Raw genomic sequence first — 1,685 nt, forward strand, 5'->3', positions numbered from 1 at the left:
TCAGCGCAGGCGGGCGCGCTCGTACTGCGGTGGCCAGACGATCTCGGCGTCGAGCTCGTGCGCGGCACGGAGCGCGAAATGGGGGTCGCGCAGCCACTCCCGTCCGGCGAAGATCGCATCCGCGGCTCCCTCGCTGAGCACCTGCTCGGCCTGGGCCGCCGCGGTGATGAGACCGACCGCTGATACCGGGATCCGGCCACCCTGTCGCACGGTCTCGGCGAGCGGGACCTGATACCCGGGGAAGACGCTGATCCGCTGGTGCGCGACCAGGCCGCCGCTCGAGACGTCGATCAGATCGGCACCCCGCTGCGCGGCCCAGTCACCGACGATCGCCGCTTCTTCGGGCGTGAAGCCGCCGTCGGCATGATCTGTGGCGGAGATGCGCACGAACAACGGCACATCGGCTCCTATGGCTTCGCGGACCGCGTCGACGACGCGCAGCAGCAGGCGGGCACGATTCTCGAGGGAGCCGCCGTACTCGTCCCCGCGCAGGTTCGACAGGGGAGACAGGAACTGGTGCAGGAGGTACCCATGCGCCCCGTGCACCTCCAGCACGTCGAACCCGGCGTCCGTCGCGCGCCGTGCTGCGGACGCGAATGCGTCGACCACACGGTCGATCCCGGCGAGGTCGAGGGCGACCGGCTCGTCGAAGCCGTCGAAGGCGATGGCCGAGGGGGCGGATGTCGTCCACCCGCCATCGGCGGCCGGCACCGATCCGTGTTCGGGTGCCCAGGGCCACCACGTCGATGCTTTGCGGCCGGCATGGGCGAGCTGGATGCCGGCGTGAGCTCCGCGGTCATGGATCGCCTGGACGATCGGGACGAGGGCGTCGCGCTGCTCGTCGTCCCAGAGCCCCAGGTCACGCGGTGAGATCCGTCCCTCGGGGACCACGGCCGTCGCCTCGGCGATGATGAGTCCCGCGCCGCCGGACGCGAACTGCGCGAGGTGCGTGTGATGCCACTCCTGGGCCACGCCGTCGACCGCGCTGTACATGCACATGGGCGAGACCCAGAGGCGGTTGCGGAAGTCGACGGAACGGATGCGCAGCGGGGAGAAGAGAAGACTCACGCTTCGACGGTACCGCCGCGCGGGTGCAGGACGGGCCGTCGCACTAACGTGGAGTCATGTTCGAGGTGCGCGAGTGGACACGCGGCGACACGGCGCGGTTGTTGCGTGCGCCGACCGCGGATGACGACAAGTACGCCCGCGGCGTGGTGGCGCTGCGCACCGGATCGCCCGCGTATCCCGGTGCCGCGGTGCTCGGCGTCGAGGCGGCGTGGCGAGCCGGGGCGGGCTTCGTCCGCTACGTGGGCACGGAGCGGGTGGCGGATGCCGTTCTCGCCCGACGACCGGAGACCGTCGCCGGGGCTGACCCGGGGCGTTCGAGGGTCGACGCCTGGGTGATCGGATCGGGGACGGACCCGGCGCACCGCAGCGACACGGAATCCGGGGCTCTGCGGGAGATCCTCTCCGGCACCGCCGCCGTCGTGATCGACGCCGGCGCGCTCGATCTCGCCGAACGCGCGACGGCGCCGTTCCTCGTGACGCCCCACGCGCGGGAGTTCGCCCGGCTGCAGGAGAGGCTCGGAATGTCCACGACCGCGGAGGATCGCGCGCAGGCCGCGCGGCACATGGCGGACACGCTCGGGGGCGCCGTGCTGCTCAAGGGCGCGCGTACGCTGATC

At 71.9% G+C, this 1,685-nt stretch carries 2 protein-coding genes; one reads left to right on the forward strand and one right to left on the reverse strand.

The genetic code is table 11. The features are described from left to right. On the reverse strand, positions 1-1,068 hold the full coding sequence (locus B2869_RS09295) for an NADH:flavin oxidoreductase/NADH oxidase (RefSeq protein WP_292765460.1): 1,068 nt from the start codon (positions 1,066-1,068) through the stop codon (positions 1-3). A gap of 56 nt (positions 1,069-1,124) precedes the next feature. On the opposite strand from B2869_RS09295, the gene B2869_RS09300 reads away from it, so the two are divergent. Next, the coding region (locus B2869_RS09300; RefSeq protein ID WP_292765463.1) for an ADP-dependent NAD(P)H-hydrate dehydratase at positions 1,125-1,685 on the forward strand (561 nt) is incomplete at its 3' end.

Origin of the sequence: Microbacterium sp. UBA3486 (assembly GCF_002377845.1) — a bacterium.
GTDB classification, from domain to species: Bacteria; Actinomycetota; Actinomycetes; order Actinomycetales; family Microbacteriaceae; genus Microbacterium; species Microbacterium maritypicum_A.